Annotated in this window: 28 protein-coding genes and 2 tRNA genes; 19 read left to right on the top strand and 11 right to left on the bottom strand. The window is 66.8% G+C overall.

Translation table 11 applies throughout. From position 1 onward, the window contains the following. Nucleotides 1–2: 2 nt before the first annotated feature. Nucleotides 3–209: a 50S ribosomal protein L35 gene (gene rpmI, locus ACFQ00_RS16655; protein ID WP_121050721.1), complete on the bottom strand. Its 207-nt coding sequence runs from the start codon at nt 207–209 to the stop codon at nt 3–5. Nucleotides 210–374: 165 nt separating this feature from the next. On the opposite strand from rpmI, the gene ACFQ00_RS16650 reads away from it, so the two are divergent. Continuing rightward, entirely contained in the window at nt 375–998 is a 624-nt protein-coding gene (locus tag ACFQ00_RS16650; RefSeq protein ID WP_381493389.1) for a LysE family translocator, read from the top strand. Nucleotides 999–1005: 7 nt separating this feature from the next. Here ACFQ00_RS16650 and ACFQ00_RS16645 read toward each other — a convergent pair whose 3' ends face one another. Next, a complete protein-coding gene (locus ACFQ00_RS16645; protein WP_381493386.1) occupies nt 1006–1563 on the bottom strand; it encodes a methylated-DNA--[protein]-cysteine S-methyltransferase in 558 nt (185 codons plus the stop codon). 20 nt (nt 1564–1583) lie between these two features. Here ACFQ00_RS16645 and ACFQ00_RS16640 point away from each other — a divergent pair, with 20 nt between their 5' ends. Next, on the top strand, nt 1584–3632 hold the full coding sequence (locus ACFQ00_RS16640; RefSeq protein ID WP_381493383.1) for an AsmA family protein: 2049 nt from the start codon (nt 1584–1586) through the stop codon (nt 3630–3632). Here ACFQ00_RS16640 and hisN read toward each other — a convergent pair. Beyond that, the gene (hisN, locus tag ACFQ00_RS16635) at nt 3629–4399 is read right to left on the bottom strand and encodes a histidinol-phosphatase (RefSeq protein WP_381493380.1); all 771 of its coding nucleotides are present in this window, start codon (nt 4397–4399) and stop codon (nt 3629–3631) included. The two genes, ACFQ00_RS16640 and hisN, sit on opposite strands and share 4 nt — an antisense overlap. A gap of 78 nt (nt 4400–4477) precedes the next feature. Between hisN and ACFQ00_RS16630 the strand changes: the two genes are divergently transcribed. From ACFQ00_RS16630 to ACFQ00_RS16615, 4 genes are all read left to right on the top strand, one after another. Continuing rightward, the gene (locus tag ACFQ00_RS16630) at nt 4478–5086 is read left to right on the top strand and encodes a glutathione S-transferase N-terminal domain-containing protein (RefSeq protein WP_381493376.1); all 609 of its coding nucleotides are present in this window, start codon (nt 4478–4480) and stop codon (nt 5084–5086) included. A 177-nt stretch (nt 5087–5263) separates the two neighbouring features. After that, a complete protein-coding gene (locus tag ACFQ00_RS16625; protein ID WP_381493373.1) occupies nt 5264–6025 on the top strand; it encodes a fibro-slime domain-containing protein in 762 nt (253 codons plus the stop codon). Nucleotides 6026–6084: 59 nt separating this feature from the next. Further along, nucleotides 6085–6591, top strand: coding sequence for a nuclear transport factor 2 family protein (locus ACFQ00_RS16620; protein WP_381493370.1), 507 nt, complete (start codon nt 6085–6087; stop codon nt 6589–6591). A 49-nt stretch (nt 6592–6640) separates the two neighbouring features. Continuing rightward, nucleotides 6641–7771, top strand: a complete 1131-nt coding sequence (locus tag ACFQ00_RS16615; protein ID WP_381493368.1) for a pyridoxal phosphate-dependent aminotransferase — start codon at nt 6641–6643, stop codon at nt 7769–7771. A gap of 4 nt (nt 7772–7775) precedes the next feature. Here the strand turns inward: ACFQ00_RS16615 and ACFQ00_RS16610 are convergent, their stop codons facing one another. The 3 genes from ACFQ00_RS16610 to ACFQ00_RS16600 all read right to left on the bottom strand — a co-directional run bounded on the left by ACFQ00_RS16610 (nt 7776) and on the right by ACFQ00_RS16600 (nt 9760). Further along, entirely contained in the window at nt 7776–8192 is a 417-nt protein-coding gene (locus tag ACFQ00_RS16610; RefSeq protein WP_381493365.1) for a DUF3830 family protein, read from the bottom strand. 102 nt (nt 8193–8294) lie between these two features. Next, a tRNA-Pro gene (locus ACFQ00_RS16605) sits at nt 8295–8371 on the bottom strand. A gap of 84 nt (nt 8372–8455) precedes the next feature. Continuing rightward, nucleotides 8456–9760 carry an FAD-dependent oxidoreductase gene (locus ACFQ00_RS16600; RefSeq protein WP_381493362.1) on the bottom strand — a complete coding sequence of 435 codons (1305 nt, stop codon included), beginning with the start codon at nt 9758–9760 and terminating at the stop codon, nt 8456–8458. Nucleotides 9761–9845: 85 nt separating this feature from the next. On the opposite strand from ACFQ00_RS16600, the gene ACFQ00_RS16595 reads away from it, so the two are divergent. The 6 genes from ACFQ00_RS16595 to ACFQ00_RS16570 all read left to right on the top strand — a co-directional run bounded on the left by ACFQ00_RS16595 (nt 9846) and on the right by ACFQ00_RS16570 (nt 14479). Continuing rightward, entirely contained in the window at nt 9846–10517 is a 672-nt protein-coding gene (locus ACFQ00_RS16595; protein ID WP_381493358.1) for a DUF969 domain-containing protein, read from the top strand. Beyond that, complete coding sequence (locus tag ACFQ00_RS16590) at nt 10514–11467, top strand: DUF979 domain-containing protein (RefSeq protein ID WP_381493355.1); 954 nt, start codon at nt 10514–10516, stop codon at nt 11465–11467. The genes ACFQ00_RS16595 and ACFQ00_RS16590 overlap by 4 nt, the downstream gene beginning before the upstream one ends. Beyond that, a complete protein-coding gene (locus ACFQ00_RS16585) occupies nt 11464–12432 on the top strand; it encodes a DUF2891 domain-containing protein (protein WP_381493352.1) in 969 nt (322 codons plus the stop codon). The genes ACFQ00_RS16590 and ACFQ00_RS16585 overlap by 4 nt, the downstream gene beginning before the upstream one ends. Continuing rightward, nucleotides 12429–13313 carry a peptidylprolyl isomerase gene (locus ACFQ00_RS16580; protein ID WP_381493349.1) on the top strand — a complete coding sequence of 295 codons (885 nt, stop codon included), beginning with the start codon at nt 12429–12431 and terminating at the stop codon, nt 13311–13313. The genes ACFQ00_RS16585 and ACFQ00_RS16580 overlap by 4 nt, the downstream gene beginning before the upstream one ends. Before the next feature lie 142 nt (nt 13314–13455). Beyond that, the gene (locus ACFQ00_RS16575; RefSeq protein WP_381493347.1) at nt 13456–14160 is read left to right on the top strand and encodes a Crp/Fnr family transcriptional regulator; all 705 of its coding nucleotides are present in this window, start codon (nt 13456–13458) and stop codon (nt 14158–14160) included. 70 nt (nt 14161–14230) lie between these two features. Then, nucleotides 14231–14479, top strand: coding sequence for a hypothetical protein (locus tag ACFQ00_RS16570; protein ID WP_381493344.1), 249 nt, complete (start codon nt 14231–14233; stop codon nt 14477–14479). A gap of 12 nt (nt 14480–14491) precedes the next feature. Here ACFQ00_RS16570 and ACFQ00_RS16565 read toward each other — a convergent pair whose 3' ends face one another. Then, complete coding sequence (locus ACFQ00_RS16565; protein WP_381493341.1) at nt 14492–15118, bottom strand: hypothetical protein; 627 nt, start codon at nt 15116–15118, stop codon at nt 14492–14494. Beyond that, nucleotides 15115–15732 (bottom strand): DUF2238 domain-containing protein, encoded by a 618-nt coding sequence (locus tag ACFQ00_RS16560; protein ID WP_381493337.1) that lies wholly within the window; start codon nt 15730–15732, stop codon nt 15115–15117. The genes ACFQ00_RS16565 and ACFQ00_RS16560 overlap by 4 nt, the downstream gene beginning before the upstream one ends. Before the next feature lie 109 nt (nt 15733–15841). On the opposite strand from ACFQ00_RS16560, the gene ACFQ00_RS16555 reads away from it, so the two are divergent. The 6 genes from ACFQ00_RS16555 (at nt 15842) to ACFQ00_RS16530 (ending at nt 22072) form a co-directional block, all read left to right on the top strand. Beyond that, the gene (locus ACFQ00_RS16555) at nt 15842–16750 is read left to right on the top strand and encodes a hypothetical protein (RefSeq protein ID WP_381493334.1); all 909 of its coding nucleotides are present in this window, start codon (nt 15842–15844) and stop codon (nt 16748–16750) included. After that, nucleotides 16750–17376 (top strand): class I SAM-dependent methyltransferase, encoded by a 627-nt coding sequence (locus ACFQ00_RS16550; RefSeq protein WP_381493332.1) that lies wholly within the window; start codon nt 16750–16752, stop codon nt 17374–17376. The genes ACFQ00_RS16555 and ACFQ00_RS16550 overlap by 1 nt, the downstream gene beginning before the upstream one ends. Before the next feature lie 39 nt (nt 17377–17415). Then, the gene (locus ACFQ00_RS16545; RefSeq protein WP_381493329.1) at nt 17416–17736 is read left to right on the top strand and encodes a polyhydroxyalkanoic acid system family protein; all 321 of its coding nucleotides are present in this window, start codon (nt 17416–17418) and stop codon (nt 17734–17736) included. After that, nucleotides 17736–18101 carry a hypothetical protein gene (locus tag ACFQ00_RS16540; RefSeq protein WP_381493326.1) on the top strand — a complete coding sequence of 122 codons (366 nt, stop codon included), beginning with the start codon at nt 17736–17738 and terminating at the stop codon, nt 18099–18101. The genes ACFQ00_RS16545 and ACFQ00_RS16540 overlap by 1 nt, the downstream gene beginning before the upstream one ends. 82 nt (nt 18102–18183) lie before the next feature. Next, nucleotides 18184–20559: a TonB-dependent receptor gene (locus ACFQ00_RS16535; protein ID WP_381493324.1), complete on the top strand. Its 2376-nt coding sequence runs from the start codon at nt 18184–18186 to the stop codon at nt 20557–20559. Between the two features lie 73 nt (nt 20560–20632). Continuing rightward, on the top strand, nt 20633–22072 hold the full coding sequence (locus ACFQ00_RS16530; RefSeq protein ID WP_381493321.1) for an alkaline phosphatase: 1440 nt from the start codon (nt 20633–20635) through the stop codon (nt 22070–22072). A 19-nt stretch (nt 22073–22091) separates the two neighbouring features. Here the strand turns inward: ACFQ00_RS16530 and ACFQ00_RS16525 are convergent. Continuing rightward, nucleotides 22092–22166: transfer RNA gene (locus ACFQ00_RS16525), tRNA-Val, on the bottom strand. 45 nt (nt 22167–22211) lie between these two features. Beyond that, nucleotides 22212–22601 (bottom strand): cell cycle two-component system response regulator CpdR, encoded by a 390-nt coding sequence (cpdR, locus tag ACFQ00_RS16520; protein ID WP_121050786.1) that lies wholly within the window; start codon nt 22599–22601, stop codon nt 22212–22214. A gap of 141 nt (nt 22602–22742) precedes the next feature. Here cpdR and ACFQ00_RS16515 point away from each other — a divergent pair, with 141 nt between their 5' ends. Next, on the top strand, nt 22743–23633 hold the full coding sequence (locus ACFQ00_RS16515) for an N-formylglutamate amidohydrolase (RefSeq protein ID WP_381493317.1): 891 nt from the start codon (nt 22743–22745) through the stop codon (nt 23631–23633). Nucleotides 23634–23796: 163 nt separating this feature from the next. Here ACFQ00_RS16515 and ACFQ00_RS16510 read toward each other — a convergent pair whose 3' ends face one another. Beyond that, entirely contained in the window at nt 23797–24351 is a 555-nt protein-coding gene (locus ACFQ00_RS16510; protein ID WP_381493315.1) for a cytochrome b, read from the bottom strand. Nucleotides 24352–24356: the final 5 nt, after the last annotated feature.

The following is a 24356-nucleotide window of genomic DNA, read 5'->3' as shown; positions in this document are numbered from 1 at the left end:
TCCTACTTCAGGCCGTAAGGCGCCCACTGCTTCAAGACCTTCTTGGTCTCGCAGTCGGCCAGCACGTCGGTGCCGCGGTTTTGGCGGATGTACTTGGAATTATGGCTGATCAAACGGTGGCGCTTGCCAGCGACGCCGTGCTTGAGCTTGCCAGTCGCGGTGATTTTCAACCGCTTCTTGACGCCGCTCTTCGTCTTGAGCTTGGGCATTTCCGTCTCCTTGAAACGCTATAAGACCGCCTCGGCAGCCCACACTGGCCGGGCGGTCACGTTTTTCGAAGCGGGGGCTATAGCGGGGCAAAGCGTGGAGAGCAAGCCCGGCAGCGCACATGGGCGGCGCTGTACGGGACTCATCACCTGTTCTAGAAGCCGGATATGACCATCACCCAATCCCTGATCGCCTTCACCGCCGCCGCGACCGTGCTGACGCTGACGCCCGGTGTCGATACGGCGATGGTGTTGCGGAGTGCCGCCACCGGCCCGCGCAGTGCGGCGTTCGCAGCGCTCGGCATCGGGCTCGGCTGCCTGATCTGGGGCGGGGCGGTGTCACTTGGCCTCGGCGCGCTGCTCGCGGCCTCGGAAATGGCCTTCACGATCGTGAAATGGGCGGGCGCGGCCTATCTTCTTTATCTCGGCGTAGGCCTGCTCCTGAAACCGCGCACCGCGCTCGCCGTGGGCAGCGCCGCGAGCGGCGGCGGCGCGCGCGAGGCCTTCACGCGCGGCCTCGTCACCAATCTGCTCAACCCGAAGATCGGGGTTTTCTACATCACCTTCCTGCCGCAGTTCATCCCGACCGGGGTCGATCCTGCAGGGTTTTCGTTCCTTCTTGCAGGCGTGCATGTCGTGCTCGGCACCTTGTGGTTCGCCGTGCTGATCGCCGCGACGGTGCCACTCGGCCGGTTCCTTGCGCGGCCGCGCGTGGTGAAGACGATGGACCGGCTGACCGGCGGCGTCTTCATCGCATTCGGGCTGAAACTCGCGCTTTCCAGGCAGGCTTGAGCCAGAACTATCCGAAAAGTCCGGGCTGAACCGCGGCGACCGGCGCGCGCTCGTGCGCGAGTAACCAGCGCTTGCGTTCGATGCCGCCGCCGAAGCCGGTGAGCGAACCGTCCGCGCCGATCACGCGGTGGCAGGGCACAATGATCGCCACGGGATTCGCGCCGTTCGCCGCGCCGACGGCGCGCACGGCTGCGGGACGCCCGATGGCGACCGCCTGCTCGGCATAAGTGCGTGTTTCGCCGGGCGGGATGCGCCGGAGCGCCGCCCACGCCTCCTTCTGGAAGGCCGTGCCGCCGTGATCGACCTCGATCGCCGCCGTCGCCGCGAAATCACCCTCGAAGTAGGCGGCAAGCGCGCGGGAGACATGCCCGGGCGCAGCTTCCTGCATTTCGAGCACGGTATCCGGCCCCTGATAGCGGGCGAGCAGTGCCTGAAAACGATCGTCCTTATCCGCCCATTCGAGCGCCCGCACGCGGCCGTCCGTGCCCCAGACGCAGAGCATCTCGCCGGTCGGCGTGTCGATTCGCGCGGCGGCAAGAACATGTTTCGGGGAACGCTCGATCATCGCCGCACGTTAGTCTCCCCATGCAGACGCCGTCCATCCGCGAATGGAGCCGGGAATGGGGCCAGTCCGGTCGAGACACCTGGGATCGGTTTCCGAACCCTGTGAAGCTCGCGCTGAAAGCCGTGCTGTGGGTGATCGGCATCCTGTTCCTGCTGTGGCTGATCCTGTTCATCACCAAGGGGCGTTTTCTCGAACGCCCCTTCGAGCGGATCGCGACCAGCATCGTGGGCCGGGAGGTGAGCGTCGGCGGCGATTTCCAGCTTTATTCGAACCCGCACATCAAATTCCGCGCCGAAAGGCTCGTCATCGCCAACCCGGACTGGGCCGAGGGCGAGCGCTTCGTCGATTCGAAGCTCATCGACCTCCGGATCGACATCCTGCGGCTGATCTTCGGCAAGGTGCTGTTCCGGCAGGCAACGCTGCAGGACACGCATTTCGCGCTGGAATGGGACAAGGCGGGCGAGCGCAACAGCTGGACCTTCGGCGACACGCGCGGCGAGCCCTTCCGGCTTCCTGAAATCCGGCACGCGGCGATCACCGGCACGACGCTCGCCTACCGCGACCCGCCCCGGCGGCTCTTCGCAGACCTCGCCTTCGCGCCGATCGCCGCGCGATCGAGCCGGTTCGGCAACGCGATCGGCTTCAAGGGCGGCGGCACCTCCATGGGGGAGGCGTTCCGCGTAACGGGCCGCCTCGAAAGCCCCGACGCGACGGCTGCGGGCGGGCGCAACGACCTCGCGCTCCGCATCGAGGTCGGCGACAGCCGCATCGACGCGGCGGGCACGCTGCCGGGTGCGACCGAGCTGGACGGCGCGGTGCTGAGCGTCCGCGCGCGGGGCGGCAATCTCGCCACGCCCTTCCTGCTGCTCGGCGTCGCCGTGCCGGAAACGCGGGCATTCGACCTCGGCGGCGAGCTGCGGCCGGTGGGGAACGAATGGCGCATGACCAAGATCGCGGGGACGTTCGGCGACAGCGACCTTTCCGGGAGCATGACCGTGCGCACGGGCAGCGCGCGGCTGTTCATCGCGGCGGACCTCGCGAGCCGCGCGCTCGACATCCTCGACGCCGGCCCGTGGATCGGCATTTCGCCCGAACGGCTGGACAGCATGGGCGGCAAGGGCGCGATCACGACCGAGGGCGGGCGCCCGCGCGTGCTGCCGAATGCACCGTTGAATGCCGAGGGGCTGAGCCGTCTCGACGCGCGCATCGCCTATCGCGCCGCGAACGTGCGCACGGGCACGATCCCGCTGCAGAACCTTCGGCTCACGCTGGGGCTCGACAACCGGCTTTTGACCCTGAAGCCCGTGCGGTTCGATTTCGCGGACGGCACACTGACCGGGAACATCGACCTCAATGCCCGCCGTTCGCCGGTGGTCACACGCTATGATATTGATCTCAGCCCCGTGCGGATCGCGGACCTGCTGCGCGGCTTCGACATCGAGAGCACGGGCACGAAGGGCGTTCTGAAAGGCCGGCTGGATCTTACCGGCTACGGCAACGATGTGCGCGAATCGCTGGGCTCGGCGAACGGGCGCATCGCCGTGATCCTGCCGCAGGGCGATTTCTGGCTTCGCAACGCTGAGCTTCTGGAACTCGACATCGGCGACTTCGTGGAGGCCGCACTCGGCGACAAGCTGAAGGAACCCGCGCGCATCCGCTGCGGCCTGATCGCCTTCACGGTGAAGGACGGCGTGGGGCGCGCCGATCCCATCTTCATCGATACGCGCAAGAACGTGATCCGGGGCGGCGGGCGCATCAGCTTCAAGGACGAAAGCCTCGACCTCGCGGTGGAGGCGGACGCCAAGAACCCCAGCCTGTTCTCCGGCCAGTCGCCGATCGGCGTGGGCGGGTGGTTTGCCGCGCCGACGGTCAACCCGATCTCGGGCGAACTCGTGGGGCGCGCGGCGGTGGGCGGCGTGCTCGGCGCGCTCATTTCGCCGCTTGCCGCACTGGTGGCGTTCATCGACCTCGGCGACGAGGAGGACACGAACTGCGCGCCGGTGCTGGCCGGGGCGAACGGCGCAGCGGTGCGGGCGGCGGACAAGGCCGCCGAAAAGAAGAAAGGTTAGCCGATAAGGCGGCGCGAGACTTCGGGGAGCAGCGAGGCATCGCCGAGCGCGATGACGCTGCCGTTGCTGTCGCCGGTAAGGGGGCAGCCTTCCCAGTCCGTCATCGAACCGCCCGCACCGATGACGATGGGCGCGAGCGCGGCGAAATCGTGGAGCTTGAGGTTCGCCTCGACGACGATGTCGATATGGCCCGCCGCGACGAGGCCGTAGTTGTAGCAGTCTCCGCCGTAGACGAGCTGGCCCGCCGCGGCGGCGAGCGCCTCGAAGCGCGCGCGTTCGGGTGTGTGGAAATACTGCGGGCCGGTGGAGGCGATGAGCGCCTTCGACAGTACGGGGCAGCGGCGCGTGGTGATCGCCGCGCCGTTCAGCGTGGTCGCTTCGCCCTCCGCGCCCGCCCAGCGATCCCGCCCGATCGGCTGATCGATGATGCCGAGGACCGGGCGGCCCTCTTCGAGAAGCGCGACCAGCGTGCCGAAAATCGGGCGCCCGGCGATGAAGCTGCGCGTGCCGTCGATGGGATCGAGCACCCAGACGCGGGAGGCGCCGGGATTGGAGACACCAAACTCCTCGCCGACGATGCCGTCCGTGGGCCGCTCGGCCTCGATGAGCGCGCGCATCGCGGTTTCCGCCGCGCGGTCCGCGACCGTGACGGGCGAGGCGTCGCCCTTCGTCTCGACCTCGACACGGGCGCGGAACCACGGCCGGATCGCTTCGCCCGCGGCATCGGCAAGCCGGTGCGCGAAGGCGAGATCGTCGGTGCGGCTCATGGCGCACCCCGCAACGGTTCGGCTTTCCTTGCCGGCGCCGCGCCGCTAGCGTGCGCGAAATTGTTCAGGGAATCATGCATGAAGCTCTACATGTCCTACACCTCGCCCTATGCGCGCAAGGTGCGCGTGTTCGTTCGCGAGCTCGATCTCGAGGACGCCGTCGACGAGGTGCCGGTGGATCCGCTCGCGGACCCCGACGAGCTGGTTTCCGTAAACCCGGTTTCCAAAGTCCCCGCGCTCATCACCGACGACGGCACGGCGGTGCACGACAGCCGCGTCATCCTCGCTTATCTCGCGAGCCTGAAGGAGACCGGCGACCTTTATCCCGCCGCCGGCGATCCCAAGCGCTGGGCAGCGATGACGCTGGCCGCGCATATCGATGCGATCCTCGACGCCGCCGTCGCGTGGCGCATGGAAACGCAGCGCCAGCCGGGCGAGCGATCGATCTATTGGCAAGGCCGCTGGCGCGGAAAGATCGAGCGCGCGCTCGATGCCCTCCCCGCCATGCTGGACGCGGCGCCCGCCTATCGCCGCTATGCCGAGATGCTCTCGGTGATCGCGCTCGAATATATCGATTTCCGGCACCCGACGCTCGACTGGAAGCGCACGCGGCCCGAGCTCACGAAGCTGCACGACGAGTGGGCCTCGCGCTCTTCGATGGTGGAAACACAGTTCCCGGCCGCCTGAACGCCGGCATCGTTCTGGTGCCGGTATAATTTACATTCCGAAAGCGGACGGGCGGCCGCGTAAACGGGAGTCATTCGGATTCCCGTCGATTCCGCTCAACTGGCACAGGCGTTGCTTCATCTTCCTATAATGGGGGGCGCAAAACCGTGAAAAGCGCCCGGACAGTTGGAGGATGACATGAACATTCGCATTCTGGGCAGCGCCGCGACCGCAATTGCACTTCTCGCCAGTATGCCGGCGGACGCCGCATCGATCTCGCTCTCGGCGACGTTGCGCGACTTCTCGGCTTCGCATTCGGACTTCGAGGCCAACCCCATCGCGGGCCACGTTGCCGGTCTTGCCAGCTACACGCTGGACGCTGACGGCAAGCCCACATTCTCTGGCGCGGATGGCACCGGCAATGTTGCGAACGCCGCGTCCTTCGCCCAGTGGTATCGGGATGTGCCGGGCGTCAACACGCCCTACACCATCAACCTGACGCTTGAAGAAACGGCGCCGGGTTCGGGCATCTACAGCTACGCCAATTCTTCGTTCTTCCCGCTCGACGCGATCACCGGCGCGACGGAAGGCAACCCGCACAACTACCACTTCACGCTGGAGCTGGAGACGAGCTTCACCTACCAGGGCGGCGAAGTGTTCAACTTCACGGGCGACGACGACCTGTGGGTGTACATCGACGGCAAGCAGTGCATCGACCTTGGCGGTGTGCACGGCGCAATGTCGGGCGCGTGTAATCTCGACTCGCTCGGCCTCACCGTTGGAGAAGACTACAGCTTCAAGCTGTTCTTCGCAGAGCGTCACACCACGGAATCCAACTTCAAGGTGCAGACGACGATCCTGCTTGAGGACACCTCGATCCCCGAGGTTCCTGAACCGGGGATGCTCGGCCTGCTCGGTCTCGGCCTCGTCGGCATGGGCGCGCTGCGTCGCCGCCGCTGATATCCAGCGACAGACGGACAAAAATCAGGGCGATCCCTTCGGGGGGTCGCCCTTTTTCGTTGGCAAGACCGCCCGGAGACGCGCAGACCATCTGCGCGGGCACGCCGCCCGTGACGGGAGCCAGCGCCATGTACGACCTGCAGACCATCGGCGACACGCTGGCCATCCTTGGACTGCAGGCGGACTATGCGCGCGCCGCCGACAGCTTCGACCCGGCCCGCTATGCGGAGGTCTTCACCGAGGACGGCATTCTGGACGCGAGCCACTGCGGCTTCGCCGTCTCCGTAGGCCGGGCGGACATCGCCGAAACGATGGGCAACGCCTTCCGCCAGCAGACGCACAATATCCACATGACGATGAACCAGCGCGTGCTTTCGGTGGAAGGCGACCGCGCAACCGGTTTCGCCTATTTCTTCCAGCGCAGCATCCTGAAGAACGGCGGACGCACCGAGTTCTGCGGACGCTATGACGACGAGTACGTGCGGACCGCCGAAGGCTGGAAAATCCACCGACGCGTGCTCGTGGAGCTGCTGCCGACGGTGATGGAAGGGTACGACATCGCCTGAACGGGCCGGGTGACAAGCTGGTGTCAGGTCGCTTCAATAGTTGAAGGCAATGCCCCGCAGCATCGAGGTCGTTCCCATGCGCTATGTCAGAATGCCGATCGAGGTCGAATCCCCCGAGGAGTACGGCTACGGCAACATCCGCTACAATCTTTCCGAAAGCTCGATCACCGACCAGACGCTGTCGAGCCTCGGCCTTTCCGTCCCCGATCTCACGCTGCTTTACGGTGAGCATCGCGGCAGCGAGCGGTTGCGCGCGCTGATCGCAGCGGACGCGCCGGGCCTGAAGGCGGACGACGTTCTCGTCTGCGGCGGTGCGGCAACGGCATTGTTCATCATCGCGACCGCACTGCTCGGGCCCGGCGACCACCTCGTCGTCATCCGGCCCAACTATGCGACGAACCTGGAAACGCCGCGCGCGATCGGCTGCGCTATCAGCCTTATCGACCTGAAGTTCGAGGAGGGCTTCCGCATCGACATCGCGCGCATCGCCGCCGCGATCACGCCGCGCACGAAGATCATCAGCGTGACCTGCCCGCACAACCCCACGGGCACGATGCTGAGCGAGGCCGAACTCCGCCAGCTCGTGGATCTCGCGCGCGACAACGGCTGCAAGCTGCTCGTCGACGAGACCTACCGCGACCTTTCCTATGGCGGCACGCTGCCGCTCGCCGCCGCGCTCGGCGATCATGTGATCAGCGTCTCTTCGCTGTCGAAGGCTTACGGCGTGCCCGGCATCCGCATCGGCTGGCTGATCACCACCGACCCGGCGCTGCAGGAACTGTTCCTCGCCGCGAAGGAGCAGATCAGCATCTGCGGCAGCGTGGTCGACGAATGGATCGCCGAGCAGGTGCTTGCCCGCCGCGCCGCGCTGCTGACGCCCACGCTGGAAGAGATGCGGACGCGGCTCGGGCTCGTGAGCGACTGGATGGCGCAGGAGTCGCTTCTGGAATGGGTGAAGCCCTCAGGCGGCGTGGTGTGTTTCCCGCGAATGCGCGAAGTGCCGCCGGGCGGCACGGACGGCTTCTACAAGCGCCTGCTCGAAGCGCACGGCACCTACGTGGGCCCCGGCCACTGGTTCGAGATGCCCGACACGCACTTCCGCCTCGGCTATGGCTGGACGACGCGCGCTGAGCTGGAAGCGGGACTGGACGGCATTTCGAAAGCACTGCGGGACGCCTGAGCGTTCAGGAAAGGCTCTCGATCAGAACATCCTGCGCGCCCTGCCAGAGCGCGCGCTTGCCGAGCGTCGGCAGCTGATCGAGCCCTTCGACGATGGTGAGGAAATGATTGCCCGCGAGCTGACCGAGCTTGCTCGCAAAGCTCACCGCGCCATAGGCCAGCAGGATCTCCGTCTCGCTGTAACCACCGGGGTAGAAGATCATCTGGCCGGGTGCCGGATAGCTGGTCGCGTTCTCGAAGGTGAAGGGAACGGGCACGTCGCCAAGCGGCACCCAGCAGCCTTCACCGCTCCAGCGGACATGCACGAACTGCGTTTTGTACGGCAGCAGCGAGAGGAAATACCGGCACGTCTCCGGCGCCAGCGCGTGTTCGAGACGGGCGAGAAAAACGAGATCGCCAGCCGTGATGCGAATGTCGGTCATGTTGTTCTCCCGGCTCACCGGACGATCACCGGAGGAGGGTCGCTACCGACCGACCCAAGATTGCAACCGGGCGGCCAACTCTTTGATCTAAAAGACTGCGCGTGGTCGGGGAGAGAGGATTCGAACCTCCGGCCCCTGCCTCCCGAAGACAGTGCTCTACCAGGCTGAGCTACTCCCCGACGCGCAGGATTTGCCGCTGTGGGCGGAAGCCCTCGGGACAGCGGACGGCGGCTTATAGCGAGGGGGTCACGCCCCCGCAAGCCTCAGCTTCGCGCCGTCGTCATCATATCGTCGACCGCCACGAATTTCTCGCGCGGGGCGCTGCCGCGCGCCCTTGCGACCTCGGCGGCGTCGATCTTCTGCCAATCGCGGAAGGTGACAATGTCGACGCCCTTTTCGGCCGCGAGCGGATCGAGACCGGCGCGGCCGGGCTTGCCGGCGGGCGTGATCTCGGCAGCGATCAGGTCCGCGATCGCGAAGCCATCCGGCCGGTTCGTGCCGATCGTCCCCGTCGGCCCGCGCCGTGCCCAGCCGACGCAGTAGAGGCCGGGGGATATGCGCCCCTCCTCGTTCACGAAGCGGCCGCCGCGCTCATCATAAGGCACGCCCGCGATCGGGATCGTGCGGTAGCCGATGCAGCTGATCACCATGCCGCAGGGGATATCGAGCATCTCGCCGGTGCCTTCGGCGCGGCCATCGATGAGCCGCGTGCGTTCGAGGCGGAGGGCTTCGACCTTGCCATCCCCCAGCACTTCGACGGGGCGCAGGAAGAAATCGAAGTGAACGCGGACGGGCTTTTCAGGGTCCGGGCCCGCGGCGGCGAAACCGCGCAGCGCCGTGACGACCTTGCGCAGGCCCGGCTCCAGCGCATCGTCTTCCTCCACGGGCGGGAACACGGCTGGATCGACGACGGGCGTTGCACGGGCAAGCTCCCCCATCTCGCCGACCTCCTTCGGCGTGAAGCTCACCTGATGCGGACCGCGGCGGCCGACGATGCGGATGAGCTTCACCTGCGACGCGCCGAGCGCATCGACGGCGTGCTGCACGATGTCCGCGCCTTCGAACTCCTCCGGCAGCTTGGCAATGATGCGCGCGCAATCGATCGCGACATTGCCGTTGCCGATGACGACGACCGACTCGCTGTGGAGCGGCGGCGCGAGATCGGCGAAATCGGGATGGCCATTGTACCAGCCGACGAACGCCGCCGAACCGAGGACGCCGGGCAGACCCTCGCCGGGAATGCCGAGCGGGCGATCGGTCGGCGCGCCGGTCGCGAGCACCACGGCGTCATAGAGGCCGAGGAGTTCATCGATCGAGATGCCGCCTTCGCCGACACTGACATTGCCGGCGAAGCGGACATTGTCGGTAAGCGCGGTCTTCTCGTAGCGGCGCGAGACGGCCTTGATCGACTGGTGATCGGGCGCGACGCCCGCGCGGATAAGGCCGAAGGGTGTGGGCAGCCGGTCGATGATATCGATGCGGACATCGCCGCCGTTCAGCTTCTGGGCGGCCTCTGCCGTGTAGTAACCTGCCGGACCGGAACCCACGATCGCGAGATGAAGCGTCATCAAGCCCTTCCCCACAGGTCGTTTTTTCCGATGCTAAAGGCGCCGGGCGCGATGTAAAGACGCTTTGAGTCGGGGGCCTCGCGTCGTGCTGGTAATGTCGGGAATCGTCATCATCGTGCTGGGCTTCATGGCCCGGCTCAATCCGCTGCTCGTGGTGACGATCGCGGCGCTCGCGACGGGCATCGCCGCCGGGCTTGATCCGATCGCGGTGGTTTCCGCGTTCGGCAAGGCGTTCAACGACAATCGCTACGTGAGCGTGGTGTGGATCGTGCTGCCCGTGATCGGCCTGCTCGAACGCTATGGATTGCAGCAGCGCGCGCGGACGCTGATCGCGGGCCTGAAGGGCGCGACGGTGGGCCGCCTGCTGATCATCTACCTGATCGTGCGCCAGATCGCCGCCGCGCTCGGGCTCACCTCGATCGCCGGACACGCGCAGACCGTGCGGCCACTCGTCGCGCCGATGGCGGAGGCGGCGGCGGAGGCCCAGATGCAGACACCGCGTGCGGGCGATGAAGAGACGCGCGAAGAGGTGAAGGCGATGGCGGCGGCGACCGACAACGTCGGGCTCTTCTTCGGCGAGGACATCTTCATCGCCATCGCCTCGATCCTGCTCATCAAGGGGACGTTCGAGACCTACGGCATCAACCTCGCGCCGCTCGAACTCTCGGTGTGGGCGATTCCGACCGCGATCGCGGCGCTACTCATCCACGGCGCGCGGCTGATGCTGCTCGACCGGCGGCTGGGAGAGCGGAGATGATCGGGCTTCCCGCGCTTTATACCTTCGCAGGGCTGGTGTTCGCGGCCTTCGCGCTCGGCAGCCTCCGCGACCGCAGCAACGCGCGGCGGCTGGGGAACGCGGCGTTCTGGGGGCTGCTGTCGCTGAGCTTCCTTGCGGGCGACCGGCTCGGCGATCTCGGCAACGGTGTGCTGGTGCTGTGCCTCGTCGCGCTCGCGGGCGCAGGCGCGCTCGGCAGCGGGACACCGAAGACGACGCGCCCGGAGGAACGGGCGGCGCTTTCGGGCAAACTCGGCAACCGCCTGTTCCTGCCTGCGCTCATCATTCCGGTGACCGCGCTCGTCGGCACCGTCGCGTTCAAGGCGATCAGCGTGGGCGGCGAACCGCTGTTCGATCCGAAGCAGGTGACGCTGCTGTCCCTCGGTATCGGCGTCGTGCTCGCGCTTGCCGTGTCGATGCTCTGGCTAAAGCCACCGCCGCTCGCGCCGCTGGAGGAAGGGCGGCGCCTGATTGATTCGGTGGGCTGGGCGGCGGTGCTGCCGCAGATGCTCGCCTCGCTCGGCGCAGTGTTCGCGCTCGCGGGGGTCGGCGAGGTGGTGGGCGATATCGCGGGCGCGCTGATCCCGGAGGGCAGCCGCTTCGCGGCGGTCGCGGTGTTCGCGCTCGGGATGGCGGGGTTCACGATGATCATGGGCAATGCCTTCGCCGCCTTCCCCGTGATGGCGGCGGCGATCGGCGTGCCGGTGCTGATCCACGGCATGGGCGGCAACCCCGCGGTGATCGGCGCGGTGGGAATGCTCGCGGGCTTCTGCGGCACACTGATGACGCCGATGGCGGCGAACTTCAACATCGTGCCCGCCGCGCTTCTGGAACTGAAAAACCGGAACGGCGTGATCCGCGCGCAGATCGCGACGGCGCTGCCGCTGCTCGCGGTGAACCTCGTCATCATCTATATATTCGCGTTCCGATGACCCTCGACGCTCCTCTCGCCACCCGCTTCGCGCGCATCGCGCTTGGCCACGTGGGGCAGGAGTATCCGAACAAGATGGACCATGTGCTGGACGGCCCCGCCGATGCGCTGGGGCCGCGCGCGCTGCATCCGGTCTTCTACGGCAGCTACGACTGGCATAGCTGCGTGCACAGCTGGTGGCTGCTGCTGACGATCCGGCGGCTGTTCCCCGATCTGCCGGAGAGCCGCGAGATCGCCGCGCGGGCGGACGCGGTGCTGACGGCGGCGAATGTGGCGGGCGAGGTGGCTTATCTGGCGCGGCCGTCGTCCGCAGGTTTCGAGCGGCCCTACGGCTGGGCATGGCTGTTCGCGCTGCATGGCGAGGCCGCGCGCCATGCGGACAGGGGCTGGGGCGCGGCGCTGGCGCCGCTCGCCCATGCGTTCGCGGCGCGTTTCAAAAACTATTTTCCAAAGCAGCTCTATCCGATCCGCAGCGGCGCGCACGCGAACACGGCGTTCGCCTTCATCCTGTCGCTGGACTGGGCGGATACCCACGACGCGGCGATGGCGGCGCTGATCCGCGAACGGGCGGAGACCTATTTCGGGGCGGATCGCGACTGCCCGGCGTGGGAGCCGGGCGGGGACGAGTTTCTGTCTTCGACGATGGTCGAGGCGTTGTGCATGAAGCGCGTGCTGCCCGCGGCGGAATTCACGGGCTGGCTTTCCGGCTTCCTGCCGCGCCTTGGCGAGGGCGAACCGGCGACGCTGCTGCGGCCCGCCGCCGTGCTCGACCGCAGCGACGGCAAACTCGTCCACCTCGACGGCTTCAACTTCACGCGCGCATGGGGCTGGCGCGAACTCGGCGACGCCGATGCCGCCGCGCGCCACCTCGCCGCGAGCCTGCCGCACATCGAGGAGGACTATATGGGCTCCCACTGGCTGTGCAGCTTCGCGCTGCTCGCCCTGCACCCGGAAGGACGAACATGAGAGCACTCATCCCCCTCTTCTGGCCCCTCGCCTGCCTGCTCGCGGGCTTTGCGCCGCTCTCCTCGCAGGGCGTGATCGATGCCTCGCGGGCGGAGGAGTGGCGGCCGCTTGTCCCCGAGAACACGCTCTACATGGACGTAGGCGGGAGCACGGTGGTGTTCGAGCTTGCGCCCGAGCTGGCGCCGAACACCGTCCGCAATATCCGAACGCTGGTGCGCGAAGGCTATTTCAACGGGCTCAGCATCAACCGCGTGCAGGACAATTACGTGGTGCAGTGGGGCGATCCGGATGCGGAAGACCCGGCCAGGCAGCGCAAGCAGGGCATCCCGCCGACGCTCGCACCCGAGTTCGGCCGCCCGGCGGCGGGCGTCGCCTTCACGCCGATTCCCGGCCCGGACGGCTTCGGCGAGCCCGGCTTCGTGAACGGCTTCGCGGCGACGCGCAGGGACGGCGCGGTGTGGGCGACGCACTGCTACGCGGCGCTCGGCGTCGGGCGCGCGGAGAGCGCGGATAGCGGCAATGGCAGCGAGCTTTACGTCGTGATCGGCCACGCGCCACGCCACCTCGACCGCAACGTGACGATCGTCGGCCGCGTGATTTCGGGGGTCGAAGCGCTCTCAAGCCTGAAGCGCGGCACCGGGCCGATCGGCTTTTATGAAACGGCGGCCGAACGCGTGCCCATCACGCGCATCCGGCTGGGCAGCGACGTGCCCGAGGGCGGGCGCCTCCCCATCGAGATCATGCGCACCGAAAGCGCATCGTTCCGCGACTACGTGGATGCCCGCGCGCACCGGATGCGCGACGGCTGGTTCGCGCGCGACTCGGGGTTCATCGACCTCTGCAATGTGCGCGTGCCGCAGCGGGCACGTGCCCGGCCCTGAGCGCCCGCGCGACAATAGCTCGTCCGGGCGGTCAATCGGTCGCAGGCGATCCGCAAGTGTGGAATTATGGGCGAAAATAATGCTAAGGGCGTGAGCAGAAGCGGGCTTTGACCGGAATCAAGTCCGGCGAATGGAGCAGCGGTTGACCAAAGTTTGCGAGGATTGCGTTGTTCGCGACAGGTCGCTGTGCGGCACGCTCGACGATGCCGCACTGACCGAGATGTCGCGCCTGGGGCGCAGACGCAAGCTCGCCGCGGGCGAGTCGCTGCAGTTCGAGGGCGACGACAACATCCTTTGCGCGAACGTGCTGGGCGGCGTTTTGAAGCTGAGCTCACTCACACCTTCGGGCGACGCGCAGACCGTGGGGCTGCTCTACCCCGCCGACTTCATCGGACGGCCTTACGCCGACACGGTGGACCACGACATCACCGCGCTGACCGAAGCGGAAGTGTGCATCTTCGCGCGCGCGCCGTTCGAGCGGATGATGGCGGAAAACATACAGCTCGAGCGCCAGTTGCTCGAACGCACGCTGAGCGAGCTGGAACGCAGCCGCCGCTGGCTGCTGTTCCTCGGCCGCAAGAGCGCGAGCGCCCGGCTCGCGGGGCTGATCATCGACATCGACCGGCGCATGGCGCAGACGGGCTGCGGCGCCGACCTCGGCATCGGCCAGCTGATCCAGCTGCCGCTCACCCGCACCGAGATGGCGGACGTGCTCGGCCTCACCATCGAGACGGTGAGCCGCGAAATCGGCAAGCTGAAGGACGCGGGCGTGATCGCCACCGAAGGCCGCCGCGGCCTCCGCATCCTGAAACCGGCCGCGCTCAAGGCCATCATGGACAGCGAATAATCGCCTTTATCGAAACATTATTGCCATCAATGGGCATATAGTAATCGGTGAATAATCCGGAGAGAGCGAAATGATAATCGGCTTTCGCTGTGATAAACGCGGGCACAACTTTGCCATTTTACTGCAAAGTAATGGACGATGGCAGGCCGTCATAGACGGAGATGGTGTGGGTTCATATCACCGCCCTGAAGCAGCCCTTAGCGATATGGTCGGAGGCCATACTTCTACGCCCAGTAGTGGGATCGACAGTGGAGATTTTGATTTACCTGACAGTCTTCGTGACTGGAACGTGGTAACAAAAAAGCAAAGCTCGCTGTAAGGCTAATAGCAATTATTCCTGCTTGCGGTAGGTAAGGCGCCCGTCGCCGCGCAGCATCACCAGATCATCGCCTTCGATGAGGAGCGGCTGGTCCTTGAACGGCGGCTGGCCGAGGCTGTTCGGCACGAGGCGGAAGGTGAGGTCGTTGGCCCGCGCGAGATCGACCGGGAACGGCGGCGAGATGAAGCCGAACATGGCGAGGCCGAGCTTCACCGCCGTGATCTTCGTGTCTTCGGGAAGGTTCGGGATATAGCCGTAGGGCTGCGTATAGCCTTCGGTCTCCGTGCCGTCCGCGTATGTCAGCAGCACATCCACGGGCCAGCTCATGCGGTTGCCGTCCGGCCCCGTCACCTGCACGCGCACGGTGAATTCGGGATTCCGTTCCGCCGAGACGGGCTCGAAGGCGGGCGGGGTCCACGCGGGTTCGGTGGTGAGCAGGATGCGATTGCCGTCGCGGACCCAGCGGCCCTCGCCCACCTCGTCGAGCGCACCGTAGGTGAGGCCGTAGCGAAAATGTCCATCGGCGGTGAGTTCGAGGCCCGAAGCGGCCTCGTGAACGCCTTCGAGGCGATAGACACCCTCGACACCCGCGAGGGCTGGCGCGGCAGCAAGGAGCAGCAGGGCCGCGAGGCTTTTCATGTCCGTCTCCCGAAAAGGAAATGCGCTATGAGCGCGACAGCGGCGCCCGCGATCGCGAGCGCGCTGTCCTTGTGCGCATCGAAGACATCGCCCTGCGTGCCGAGATAGGCGATGCCGAGATCGGGCGCGACGACGAGCATCGCGGCCCATTCGAGCAGTTCATAGAATGTCGAAAGCGCCGCGATCCACATCCACGCCGACAGGTGCATCCACCCCCGGCCCGCCTTTGCATAGTGCGCCAGCGTTTCCCGCATGGGGAGCGCGAGCAGCAACCCGAACAGGAAATGCACGAGCCGGTCGTAAGGGTTGCGGACGGTGCCGCCGATCTCTTTCAGCCAGAAGCCGAAAGGCGCTTCCGAATAGGTGTAGTGCGCGCCGTAGACATGCGCGGCGAGGAACAGGAACACCGCCACGGTCGACAGGCGCGAGAAGCCGACGCGGCGATCGAGCCATACGAAGATCGGAAGCCCCGCAAAGACCAGCAGGTTTTCGAGCAGCCAGTCCTCCCGGTAGCTCGGCGCGACGGCGAGCCAGCCCCACCACACGGCGAAACCGCCAACCAGCGGCGCGCGGACCGGGTCGCGAAAAAATCCATACTGAGGGCAAGCGTTCATGCCGCGCGCGAATCAAGCCAGATGATTGTAAAAACAAAGCTTGCACGGGAACGTGCAGGGGTCAAAAGCAGAAAAAAGCTGGCATCAGGCCGGCAAGCGTCGGGGTGCCATGTTCGACACGCACGGCCGCATCAAATGCGGCACGATTTCCGTGCCCGATTTCCAGGGTTCTCTCGCCGACTGGACGACTCTTCTCGGCTATGAATGCGTCGAAACGGGCAAGGTGCCGATCGAGCTGGCGAATGGCTGGAACGCAATCAAGACACTCGGCGCGCGCACGGCGCTGCTGGCCCCGCCCGGCGGCGGCGACACCGGATTCGTTCGGCTGATCGAGCAGCCCGCCGTGCTCGCCTATTTGCCGATGCGGACCTACGGCTGGGTCGGCTACGAACTCACCGTGCGCGACGTGCCCTCGCTCCACGACCGGCTGCGCGGCAGCAGCATCCGCATCCTGACCACGCCCGAACGCACGCCGGACGGCACGGGCTGGACACCGATAGAGGCGACCGGACGCGCGGGCGAGGTGCTGTTCTTCAACGCCGTGACCGACACGCTGCGCGACCTTGAATTCCCGCGCGCGGTCGCCGATGTTGACCGCATCATGGTCGCCATGCTCGCCGCCGCCGACCGCACCGCCGCTGTGCGCTTTCATGTCGACGCATTGGGGTTTTCGGAAGGCGGCACATTCCGGCTACCCTATCCGATCATCAACAATGCTTTCGGGCTTCCGCCCGAAACCGAGAGCGAGGCGACCGTGATCAGCGTTGGCCGGATGCCGGTGTGCGAGATCGACCAGTTCCCGCCGGGAACGACGGAGCGCAAGCAGCTGCTCGGCTACCTGCCGCCCGGGAACGCCGTGGTGAGCTTCGCGGTGCGTTCGCTCGCCGCGATCCGCGCGCCGCTGATCGCGCCCCCGGAGGCGCTTGGCGGGCCGCTTTATGCCGGGCGCCGCACGGCCTGCACGCGCGGCGCGGCTGGCGAACTCATCGAGCTTATCGAAGTCGGCGGCGGGTTCTGATGGACTCCGAGCCTTCGGTCGTCGAGCGCATCCGCCAGTCCCGACGCCGGATACAGAGTGAATCGGAAGACGCGCTGCGCTTCCTCGGGCGCCTGCGCAACGCGCGCATGGTGGGCGCGGTCGCGCCGAGCGGGCCTGCGCTCGCGCGGCGCATCGTTTCGGGGATCGATCCGGCGCGCGGCGCGGTGCTGGAGGTCGGCGCGGGGACCGGCGTGTTCACCGCCGCGCTGCTGGCACGCGGGGTTGAGCCCGGAGCGCTCACGGCCGTGGAGGCCGATCCGGTGTTCGCGGCGCTGCTGCGGGCGCGGTTTCCCGAGGTCGAGATCGTGGAGGGCCGCGCGGAGGACGTGCTCGGCGAAGGCGGCCCGCTTGCCGACCGGCGCTATGCCGATGCCGTCAGCGGCCTGCCGCTCCTCAATTTCCCGCCCGCGCTGAGGCGGCGCATCCTCGAGGCAATCTTCGCACGGCTCGCGGAGGACGGCGCGCTCTACCAGTTCACCTATGGTCCGCGCGCGCCGCTCGGGCGCGGCAGCCTCGCCGCGCTCGGCCTCGTCGCCGAGCCGGCGGGCCGCGTGTGGCGCAACCTGCCGCCCGCGAGCGTCTACAGGATTCGCCGCGCCACCTGACTGTCTTGCGCGATCAAGACAGTGCGCTAGACTCCCGCCATGGCACAGCCTGTCCGCTTCGACATTCCGCACCGCCTCGGCCGCGATGAGGCCCGCCGCCGCATGGACAAGGGCCTCGGCGATCTCGACCGGGCGATGCCGTTCGCCTCGCGCATCGGCAAGACGTGGCAGGGCGACCGGCTGGTGATCGAAGTGACGGCGCTGGGCCAGGTGACGACCGCGAACCTCGACGTCGACGAAGACCGCGTGAGCATCGAACTTGCCCTGCCCGGCCTGCTCGGCATGTTCGGCGAGAAGATCGCCGGCGTTTTCCGCAAGCACACGACCGAACTGCTCACCGACAGCCGGACCGAACGCTGATGCTGGCCGCCCTGCTCCTTTTCGCCGCCGCGGCGGAAACACCGGACGCGATGGCGGCCTACCACGACGCCACACGCGCCGAACGTCCATGCCGCGAGGCGGCGGCGCGCGGCGAGATCATCGTGTGCGCACGGCGCGGCAGCGTCTATCGCCTGCCGTTTCGCGAGCCCGAGCCCGGCAGCCGCAGCGCGCGCGCTGCGAATGTGCCGGCAGAGCGAACGAAACTGCGCGGGCGTGCGGTCGATGCCGGGGGTATCGGGAGTTGCTCTGCCGTGGGGCCGGGCGGCTTCACCGGCTGCACGAAGGGCATCGACCTGATCGCCAGCACCAGAACCGTGCTCCGCGCGGTGGACATTGTCGACTAGGATCGATCCTCATCGCACATCGCTTGCGAACCGCCGCGCGGGAGGGCAAGAGGCAGGGTCTTGTTTCCGGGAAAGGTCGCGTATGTCAGGACGTTCGCTGTTGCATGGAAGCTGTGCCGTCGCCGCAATCGCCGTGGCGGCCCTGCCTGCGATGGCCGAGGATGACGCAGCGAACCCCGCGCTTCCCGAAATCGTCGTCAGCGCGCAGCTTCGCCCGCAGCCGATCGAAACCGTGCCGCTCGCCGTCTCGGCGCTGCTTTCGGGCGAGATCGAGGCGCGCGGCATCGACGAACCGCTCGATGCCCTGCGCGGCATTCCCAGCACGGTCGCGGCGCATGTGCCGGGCTTCGGCAGCGACAATGATTATGTGATCCGCGGGCGCGGCGGCGTCGCCACGGTGATCGACGGCGTTTACGTCGGGCACGGTGCGGCCACGAACTACGGCTTCTTCGATATCGACCGCATCGAGCTGCTGCGCGGCCCGCAGGGGCCGCTCTACGGCCGCGACACGAGCGGCGGCGTGCTCCACATCGTGAACCGCACGCCGGGCGACCGGACGAGCGGATACCTCGACGGTGCATACGGTCGTTTCGGTACTTACCAGTTCCGCGCCGGGCTCGACGTGCCGGTCGGCGAGCGCTTCTCGCTCGGCCTTTCCGGCTACTGGCGCAAGTCGAACGGTTATGTGCGGAACACCACGACCGGCGACCGGCTGAACGAGGACGACGGCTGGGGCCTGCGCGCGGCCGCGCACGCGAAGCTCGCCGACACGCTGACGTGGACGGGATCGATCGCGCGCATGGAAAGCACGGCGCTCTACGCGCCCGATTTCGAATGCGACCCCGCCGCCCCCGCCGATTGCAAGGGCCGCTTCGCTTCGACCGGCTATGCTGAAACGGTAGGCCCGAACCATTTCGGACCGCTCGGCGTGAACGGACGCAAGGCGAGCTTCGGCTTCGGCAATTCAGCGAAAACCTACCTCGCGACCTCGCGCATCGCGTGGGCCCCGAGCGAGGCCGTCACCTTTGAAGCGATCACCGGCTATGTCGACACCAAGCGGCAATACGGCATCGACCTTCGCGACGGGCGCGATGCGCCGACGATCGCAAACCCCGTGCCCGCCACGCGCGGCGATGTTTACGGCGGCTACACGATCCTCGGCGACACGCATTTCAAGCAATTCTCGCAGGAACTGCGCCTCAGCGGCGCACTCGCGGGCGGGTTTGTGAACTATGTCGCGGGCGTTTCCTATGCGGAAGAGGACGGCGACAGCGATCTTGCCGACATCTTCACGTCGACTGGCGGTATCGCGAGCCTTCTCGCCGACCGGCGCGTGTCGACCGAGACGAAATCGAAATCCGCCTACGCACAGTTGGACGTGAACGTCACCGACGCGCTGACGCTGACCGGTGGGCTGCGCTACAACGACGAGGATCTGCGCTTCAGCCTGACCGACAATCGCGCGGGCTGCGCCGTGCTCCCCGACGGCTGCCTTGAGGATGCGCTCATCACGGCGGGTGTGCCCGCGAAGATCGGCGACAGCTTCTGGTCGCCGCGCGTCGCGGCCAGTTTCAAGCCGAACGAGAATGCCATGTTCTTCGTCTCCGCGACGCGCGGATACCGTTCGGCCGGCTGGAGCGATCACGCCGCGACCGCCACCACGATCCGCCCCTATGCGGCGGAAACGATCTGGAGCTACGAGGCTGGCCTCAAATCTTCATGGTTCCAGCGCCGCCTCGCAGTGGACCTTACCGGCTTCTACGCGGACGGCAGCGACGTGCAGATCGTGGACAGCAACGGAGCGATCAGCACGGCAGGCTACCGTAACAAGGGCGTCGAACTGGAAATCGCTGCGGTGCCGCTCACCAACGTTACGGTTCGCGCCGCCGCAGGCTGGCAGGACGCGAAATACAAAGCCGGAAGCGCCGTGCGTGCGCAGCAGGCGGCTTGCGGTGTGGAACTCGCGGCAGGGTTGATCGCGGGTGCGTCCGGCGCGGACAATGCGCTCTCCTGCGGGAGCGGCATCGTCACGGCCGCCGGCGATATCGCCGATCCGATCCGCGCGCCCAAATGGACGTTCTCAGCGGGTGCGGCCTGGGACATCTGGCTACCGCCGGTCTCGGGCTCGATCGTCACGCCATCAGTGGATGTGACTTACCGCTCGGCGATGGAGACGGGCGGTGCAAATGCCTCGCTCTACACCGGCAGCGTGACGGGCCTCAGCACCACCGTCTACCCCGCCAATCCCTATGGCGGCGGCTTCATTACCGGATCGCAGTCCAAATCGCAGCTTCTGGTGAATGCGGGGATCGCGCTGCGCACCGACGACAATTTCTGGCGGGTGAGCCTCGAGTGCGAAAATTGCCTGAATGAGACAACGGTCGATGCGTCGCTGGGCAACGTCTCGTGGCTGAACACGCCGCGCGTCTGGATGCTTCGCGCGCGCCGCCAGTTCTGACGAACCGCGCCGCTTGACTTCCCCCTGTCACATATGCGGGACATGGGTTCCCGCGACATCTTGAGGGGATACCATGCGCGCGTTCATTACCGCCCTGCTGCTCGCCACTGCAACGCCCGCGATCGCCGCGGACATGCCGAAGAACGTGATCGTGATGATCGCCGACGGCTCCGGTCACAACACGCTCGCGGCGACGCGCTTCTGGACCGGGCGGCCGCTCACCATGGACACGGGTCCGTGGGTGCGCGCTTCGATGGCGACATACGGCCTTCGGCTGGACCGCAAGGTGCCCGAAGGCGGCGACCCCTACGCGCAGGATCCGGACGCGGTGTACGATCCTGCGAAGGCTTGGGACACGCGGCCCGTGAAAGGTATGGCGAAGCCGGGCAGCACCTACCCCGCGCTGTTCGCAGGCTATCAATGGCACCGCCGTGTCGCGCCCGACAGCGCCAACACCATGTCCGCGATGATGACGGGCGTGCGCACCTTCGACGGCGCGATCGACGTGGACGGCGCGGAAAAGCCCGTGCAGTCGATCGCCGAGGCCGCGAAGGCGGCGGGCAAGATGACCGGCAGCATCACGAGCGTGCCGTTCAACCACGCGACGCCCGCGGCAGGCGGCGGCGCGCACAATCCCGACCGCGACGACTACCACGGCATCGCGCGCGAGATGCTCTCCGGCTCGCTCGACGTGATCGGCGGCGGCGGCAACCCGGACTATGACCAGGACGGCAAGCCGATCACCGACGAGCACGCCGAGATCCGCTTCAAGTGGATGCCGCCCGAACTCTGGGCGAAATTGAAAGAGCCGGATTCACGCTGGAACCTTGTCGAAACGGCGGGCGACATCCGCGATCTCGCCGAAGGCAAGACGACCTCGGCAAAGCCGCTCGCGATGATCGCTGCGGTGAACCCGACATTGCAGGCGCAGCGCAGCTATCCGGCGAACATCGCGCGCGGCACGGCGGACCCGGGCGCGGTGCCCTTCACGCCCGGCATGGCGAAGCTCGACGAGATGGCGATCGCAGCGCTGAAGCACGTCGGCACGGACCCCAACGGCTTCTTCATGATGATCGAGGGCGGCGCGGTCGACTGGGCGATGCACGCGAACGATTTTCCGCGCATGATCGAGGAATATATGGCGTTCGACGACGCCGTACGCGCGGTGGTGGCATGGATCGAGAGCCCGGAAAGCGCCGCGAGCTGGGACGACACGCTGCTCGTCGTCACCGCCGATCACGACCATCTCCTGTACGGCCCCAATCTCGACGAGCCGTTCCAGCGCGTGACCAACAACGGCGCGGGCAAGCTGCCCGGCTATTCCTGGGCGTGGAGCTCGCACTCCAACCACCTCGTCCCCTTCTTCGCGCGCGGCAAAGGCGCGGAACTGCTCAAGGCCGAAGCCGACCAGATCGACGAATATACCGACAGGCAGGGCCGCAAATTCGGCTACGGCCGCTACCTCACGCAGCCGGAACTCGGCGCGTTCCTGCTGAAGACGCAGGAGAAGTAAGAGGTATCGAGGGGGAGAATGGTGGGCGCGGCAAGGATTGAACTTGCGACCCCTGCGATGTCAACACAGTGCTCTACCACTGAGCTACGCGCCCACGCGGCGTGCCTTCTAGGCGAGCGCCGGGCGCGGCGCAAGCCGCTTATTCGCCTTCGAAGATGCGGTCGATTTCGGCGACGAGATCGCGCAGGTGGAACGGCTTCGAGAGCACCTTGGCGTCGCTCGGCGCGCCGGAGCCGCGGCTGAGCGCCACGGCGGCAAAGCCGGTGATGAACATGACCCGCATCGTGGGCGCGAGCTGTGCGGCGCGCTGGGCGAGTTCAATACCGTCCATTTCCGGCATGACGATGTCGGTGAGCAGCAGCCCGAAGCTTCCCGTGGCGATGTGGGGCAGCGCCGCTGTGCCGCGATCGACCGCAACGACTTCATAACCCGCGCGGGTAATCGCGCGTTCCAGGAAAAGACGCATCGAGTCGTCATCTTCCGCGAGCAGGATGCGGCCCGTGATGCGGCCTTCGGGTTGTGTCGTCATGGTCGTGTCCGCCGCTTCTTACGGCTGAGGACTTAACATTTCCTGTCGTGGGCTTGCCAGCCCGAAACCTGCGGCAGCCCCTCTTTTGCTTTCGTTTCGCCGGGGTTAGGCTGTTGCCATGCCACAGGGGAACCATCACCGTTGAGCGCCGAGCCCTCCGTCTCCGCGCTGACGCCCGGCCACTTCGTTTCGGGCCCGCGCGGCGCGCCCGCGCCGCTGGTGCTCGCCTCGCCGCACAGCGGCCGCGCGCTGCCGCCGGGGTTTCTCTCCACCGCCGCGCTCGACATGGATGGGCTGCGGCGCGCCGAGGATGCCTATGTCGACGAACTGCTCGCGCCCGCGGCCGAATCGGGCGCGCCGCTGATCACCGCGCGCTGGGCGCGCGCCTATGTCGATCTCAACCGCGACCCGCAGGAGATCGATCTTTCGATGCTGAGCGACCCGGCAGCGGCGGGGCCGGTGAAAACCACCGACCGTGTCCGCTCCGGACTCGGCGTGCTGCCGCGGCTCACCGGGCCGGGGCTTCACATCTACCGCGACCGGATCAGCAGCGCAGCGGCGTTGCAGCGAATCGCGGCGGTGCACGCGCCCTATCACCAGCGGCTCGCATCGCTGATCGAAGACGCCGCCACCTGCCATGGCTATGCGCTGCTCATCGACGGCCACTCGATGCCGCCGCTCTCGCTTCCCGCGCGGCAACGGCCTGAGATCGTGATCGGCGACGCGGGCGGCACGTCCGCACCCGAATCAGTCGTACGCCATGTGGAGGCCCACTTCCGCCGGGCAGGCCTGCGCGTCGCGCGCAACACGCCCTACGCGGGCGGGTACACAACGCGCTTCCACGCCGCGCCCGCACGCGGCCGATTCGCGATTCAGATCGAGATCGACCGCACGCTCTACATGGACCCGGACACGCTGGAACGGCACGCCGGCTTCAATGACGTCGCGGAAACGCTGAAAAACCTGGTGGCGGAGCTTCTGGGCTGGCTTCCGCAAATGTTCGGAAGACCGCAGGCCATCGCGGCCGAATAAAGCTGTCTGAAAGAAAAAAGGTCACTTCGACAATGTCGAAGTGACCAGGGTTCAGGGAGGACGTGGCATCATCCTCGTCAGATGATGCTACGCAGGCGTGCCGCGCAAAAGGGGGGGAACGCAGCGCCGCCCAAAATCAAGATGGGCCGGAATTGTTAAGTTTTCAAGCGTCTGCCCGATTTTTTCGCAAAAAAGGCAACATTCTCGCCAGAACGTCGTCGCGATCGAGGAAATGGTGCTTCAAAGCGCCCAGAACGTGCAGAACAACGAGCACGAGCGCCAGGAACGCGGCGGGCCCATGCAGCGCATGGAAGAAACCACGGCCGGCCTTCCCCAGCGGTGAATCGGGAATCGGAATAAGATCGAACCACACGAGCGGCCGCTCGGGGCTTGCAGCAAACGCCCAGCCGCTCAGCGGCAGCAGGAGCAGCAATACGTAGAAGCCGATGTGCGTGAGGCGGGCGAGAAAGATCTCCCACCCCTTCATGTGTGCGGGCAGCGCGAGGAAGCCCGCCTTCAGCCGCATCACGAGCCGCCATACCGTGAGCGCGAGGACGGTGATGCCGATCGATTTGTGAATGCCCATGACGGCGCCGCGCTCCGCATCCGGGAGCCCTTCGGCGTAGACCGCGCCGACGATATTGCCGAGAACGAGAACGGCGATCAGCCAGTGAAGCGTGATCGCCGTTTTCGAATAGCTGCTGTGAACCGTTGCCATGAGGC

The organism is Sphingosinicella xenopeptidilytica, from assembly GCF_042676985.1.
GTDB lineage: Bacteria > Pseudomonadota > Alphaproteobacteria > Sphingomonadales > Sphingomonadaceae > Sphingosinicella > Sphingosinicella xenopeptidilytica.
Note: the sequence above shows the minus strand (reverse complement) of the source record. Positions and strands in the feature narration are given on the sequence as shown.